Origin of the sequence: uncultured Megasphaera sp. (assembly GCF_958350005.1) — a bacterium.
Lineage (GTDB): Bacteria > Bacillota > Negativicutes > Veillonellales > Megasphaeraceae > Megasphaera.
Genome location: NZ_CATWFF010000163.1, coordinates 1 through 4459, shown reverse-complemented (window position 1 = coordinate 4459; position 4459 = coordinate 1). Strand labels below are relative to the sequence as shown.

8 protein-coding genes are annotated in these 4459 nt (G+C 50.8%); all 8 read right to left on the bottom strand.

Annotated elements, in window-relative coordinates; genetic code table 11:
- Positions 1–741: phage tail sheath N-terminal beta-sandwich domain-containing protein (locus Q3886_RS08645; protein ID WP_301860984.1), on the bottom strand; the 741-nt coding region annotated here is incomplete at its 3' end.
- 17 nt (positions 742–758) lie between these two features.
- On the bottom strand, positions 759–953 hold the full coding sequence (locus Q3886_RS08640; RefSeq protein WP_301860983.1) for a hypothetical protein: 195 nt from the start codon (positions 951–953) through the stop codon (positions 759–761).
- Positions 946–1386, bottom strand: coding sequence for a DUF6838 family protein (locus tag Q3886_RS08635; RefSeq protein WP_301860982.1), 441 nt, complete (start codon positions 1384–1386; stop codon positions 946–948). Before Q3886_RS08635 ends, Q3886_RS08640 begins: the two co-directional genes overlap by 8 nt.
- The gene (locus Q3886_RS08630) at positions 1386–1997 is read right to left on the bottom strand and encodes an HK97 gp10 family phage protein (RefSeq protein WP_301860981.1); all 612 of its coding nucleotides are present in this window, start codon (positions 1995–1997) and stop codon (positions 1386–1388) included. Before Q3886_RS08630 ends, Q3886_RS08635 begins: the two co-directional genes overlap by 1 nt.
- On the bottom strand, positions 1987–2358 hold the full coding sequence (locus tag Q3886_RS08625; protein WP_301860979.1) for a hypothetical protein: 372 nt from the start codon (positions 2356–2358) through the stop codon (positions 1987–1989). Before Q3886_RS08625 ends, Q3886_RS08630 begins: the two co-directional genes overlap by 11 nt.
- Complete coding sequence (locus Q3886_RS08620; protein WP_301860978.1) at positions 2334–2705, bottom strand: hypothetical protein; 372 nt, start codon at positions 2703–2705, stop codon at positions 2334–2336. Before Q3886_RS08620 ends, Q3886_RS08625 begins: the two co-directional genes overlap by 25 nt.
- 19 nt (positions 2706–2724) lie before the next feature.
- Positions 2725–3297, bottom strand: coding sequence for a hypothetical protein (locus tag Q3886_RS08615; RefSeq protein ID WP_301860976.1), 573 nt, complete (start codon positions 3295–3297; stop codon positions 2725–2727).
- A 74-nt stretch (positions 3298–3371) separates the two neighbouring features.
- A complete protein-coding gene (locus Q3886_RS08610) occupies positions 3372–4295 on the bottom strand; it encodes a hypothetical protein (RefSeq protein ID WP_301860975.1) in 924 nt (307 codons plus the stop codon).
- Positions 4296–4459 lie beyond the last annotated feature (164 nt).

Here is a 4459-nt window from a genome sequence, read left to right as displayed (position 1 = left end):
TTCCTTGCCGTATAAAATAACCTGGAATTTTGCCCCCGAGTCTTCCCGGCAGCGTTTGACGAAGCTGATCAGCAGCGACTGAATCGCCGCATCGGTTCCCGCGTATCCCAGGCAGTTAAAATAATAGGGCTCAATCAGTTCAATATAGGACTGATAGTTCGCCGTTGTAACGGCGGTGCCATTAGTCCCGCCGGCAAGGGGCGTAGACGCCACAGCTTCCAGGTCGCCTTTCTTGATAAATTTCACATAGGCATTGGCTGTCAGCTCCTCGCCGGTGGCCACATTATCCTGCGTATCTACGGCCTTTATTACGCCATCGGTATTTAAATAAGTCGTAACGACGAATTTATCGGCATGATCCACATCTGCCTGAATCGCAACGGAAATATCATTGCCGCGAACGCCAGGATAGACGGCTTCGGCGATATCGTTTTTGGCTTTTTCCCCATCGCCATTCAGCCGGTAAAAATAGCCGGTCTTTAAATTCATGAACAGATCCCGCAGTCCTTTCATGCTGACATGCCCATAGTCATAGCCAAAAATTTTCTGGCAGTCGGTCTGAAACGTGTCTGCATCTACGCGGAAAACCTTCCCTGTCGGGCCCCAGTCCAATTCAAGGGCCATCGTGCCATAGCCGCGGTCTGCAATCGTTACCGACGCCCGTTCTTTACTGACAAAATTAATATACGTACCTGGTAATTTCTTATTCTGGAACAACCAGATGCCGCCTCCTAAAGCCATATTATCGTCTCCCTTCGTTACGGATTTACGGTCCGTACAACAGGGCGTGCCAGCGCCCCGTGAATAATCGTATCAATTTCAGCATAGGTATACTGTGTATGCTCGTCTAATTCGCAGCACAGCAAATCAGCATACCGCCTGTACTTCTTTGACTTCACAACAGCCACGGCATCAAACTTCGCCGCTGTCGTTGCTGTTACTTCCTCACTCATGTATAATCCCTCCTTCTGTATGCAGTGTCTGCATAACCGGCAGCGCATCCGCTTCTTTCAGGATATGCGTGTTATATGAGACAAAAACATGCAGCACATTATCGGTAATACGATAGTTCATATCTGTGCCCCGCAGCTTTCGATCGCCCTCTATGGCAATGTATTCCAGCATCATAAATGCCGTATCCGCCATGGCCATAAGACGACGCCGGTCATGGATTTCGCCGTTTTTATCCAGAAACAACATAATGTCAAAAGCGTACTCCCGCCAGTATCGATTTCCCAGCTCCTGTTCCTGAGAAGCATCAATAAGATCGATATAAAAGCAGGGAAACTGGGCATGCTGTTTATGATAGTCTGTATACACAACATAGCCTGTTTGCTGCGATAACACAGCCGCTATCCCTTCAACAATGCATTTGACATCATCCATTACAGCAGCCTCCTTTCCAGGTACGCCGTAATAATCTGCGATAACAACCGTTTAGATACACGGCGTGTCTTTTTCTCCGCTTTCTCAGCCATATGCTGCCCTGGTACCCAGGACCGTACCAGGCGCTTGCCAATAGCCGGCACGAATCGGCCAGGCCGTTGGCGATGCCCGTCGTTGACGTAGCTGGCATAAGATGCCGTGTTGAACACCTTGACAGAATAGGTTTGCCCTTTTTTCTGCATCGCCTCGGCGTCCCAGCTACGACGCATGTGTTCAGATGCCGTAATCACAAGGTACTGATTTCCCCTTTTACGACGTCTCTTTATTCGTTTGACAGCATGGAAATTGCGCGCAGTGCGCCTCTTAGCCGCCGCTGCTTCCTTGGCCCCGACTTCCACAGCCCGAATATGGGAATAAGCCTTCTCGGCCACTTCAAACTCTCTGGCCCCGCCAACAGGGGTATTTTTAATCGCTTCTGCCAGATACACCTGCGCCAGAGAATCGGCGCACTCTTCCATACAGGCCCGCTTCTCCTTCGAATCATTCAGCCGTTCAATTTGCCGGCGCAGGTCTTCCATCCCGGCAAAGGATACGTCTACATTAGCCATCATATTTGCCTCTGTGCAGGAGCGGTATTTCCTGATGGCTGTCATAAACAGCAGGAACGCCAGCTGCCGTAAACTGCAGTGTCCGGCCCCGCTGTTCAACATCGATATCAGAACCGACAGCAATAATAATATCCGGAGACAGGAACAAGGTAATAGACTGGTCAAAAGACGCCAATCTATCGCCCTGCTCAGCCGGAGCTGTGGTTTTATATGATACGCGGCAGGGATATGGCCCTGTCTTTTGCGGCTCCGGGGACACGATGCCGGATTCATCAGGAGCCCCATCCTGATACACCCAGACAGTTGCCTGCCCATCGTAGAGCCGTTCCAGTGCTTTCCTTACCAGCGAAGTCTTCGGTAACATGCCAGATCACGCTCCCTTAACCATGACGAAATCAAGCTGTCCAGGCGGGATTCTGCCGACGTGCCTTCAAATTGAACTGTCGTATCGCCTTCTTCGATGCGTGTTACAACAGAGGCGTCGTCTTCATTCAAGACAGCGCTTTTTTTCAGCTGCAGAAATTTCCCGGCCGTCCGTTCTTCGACGACGGGTTCCAGTTCTGCCGGCAGTGCATCCAGATTGCAGTCGTCTACGATGGCTTGTTGTTCTGCCTGCAGCAGGCAGTTCAGCAGGGCGTCATCGGCAATCTGCACTTCATACCCCGTAGCTGCTTGAATCAGCATTTTAACGTTGCTCAATGAGTCTGCCATAGGCGTTTCACTCCCTGCTTTACGAACCAGAAGCCGGGGTATATGTACCCGTAACGGCGACCGTACTGTTATCTGTGAGTGTACACGTGCCAGTAATAGCCGTGCCGTTAATCGTAAGGGTAAGAGATTTGACGCCGGCACCTTTTGCCCCTGCTGCGCCTGCGGCCCCAGCTGCTCCAGTGTCACCCTTGTCACCCTTGTCACCCTTGTCACCTTTAGGGCCAGCAGCACCGGCAGCGCCAGTTTTACCAGCAGGGCCAGCGGGGCCGGCTGCACCAGCGTCGCCTTTAGGCCCTTTCAGATGGACAGCGGTAGCCTGTCCCACATGCACGGTCGTATCTGCAACAGCTGTGATATAGTACGTATCTCCATTCGCATCAAAAACAAGGTCATCGACATCCGGGGTTATGCCGTCGGGGATTGTCAAATCCGTTTTGTTTACGTCTGCATTGCTTTCTACGTCAATATTCGCCAGAAAAATCCGGCTGCCACTATGCAGATTGTTGGCGGCTGCAATGCCGTCTTCCTGGTGATTCAACGAACCAGCATCAATCACGTCGCCGGGTTTCCATACCTTTTTTGTATATGCCATTCTATCCACTCCTTTCTATCCTACAATTGCCGAACCAACGACGGCTGAGCCGACGATATTGTTGGTTGCCGGCACTACTCCCCCGCCGTATTAACCCATACGGACGCCAAGCGGCTTGTCGGAATCCACAGGTCATGGAACTTACGATAATCCAGTTTCCAGGCGTCGGCATTCTGATTGACATTCGGTTCAAAAATACGAACCTTATCCGTCTTAGAGATGGCGATCGGCGCACGGCGCGACGTAATAATCCAGTTAATATCGACGGCATCAGCAGCCGCCACAAAACCGCCGGCCGTTTGTCCTTCTGTCGTGCCGTCGTTGAAGGTATATTTCGATTTCATGCGGGCACTGGGAACACCCAGAATAGGGATTTCATTGTACGTGCGGACTTGAGTGTTGATAGCGCCGGCCTTGAAATTCGTTACGTCCAGGTGCTTTTCAATATCCTTGACAGTATTCAAAATGGTGCGTACCGGTGTAGACATGATAATAACGAGGCTTTCTGCATCGCCAATGGCATCCTGAATCGTTGTGATTTCCTTATCCAGTTGTGCCAGAATCGTAGTCGCCGACGGCGTAAAGGACGCGGTTACACGGCTTGCCCCGTTTGCCAGCGAATAAATTTTGCTGTAGCGGTACGCATCCACTTCCGGAATAACCTGCGTGCGCTGGAATTCGCCCATTACGTTGCCGGCAGAAGCCACGAAGTTCGATTCGTCTACATCCATAGAATCCAGGTGGAAGGTACGGCCCCGGTCCTGGGTCAGTTTGTAATCCGTATATCTCAGCGTAACGGCGCCCTGATTGAATCCTTTATCGCGGTCATAGTTCGCCAGGCCCTGCACTTCAATCGTCGGCATCTTAACCGTATCGCCGCCATTATACTTGACATTGGCTGCATTCGTTTCCATCCAGCCAGATGTAGCACCGACAAGCATCTGTTTATCCAGTGCCTGCTGAAAAATTTTAGTCATTTCCAAGGTATTAATTGCCATGTTCTGTCACTCTCCTTTTACATATTCAATGCCTGTTCAAAAACCTGCTGATCTGTCAGGTCTTTCCCATCATCGGGGTCTGTTCCTTCGCCGGGTTTCAACCCATCAATTCTATGAGATGCCTTTTCCGGTTCGAACAAATACGCATCCTATTCCTTTAGTTT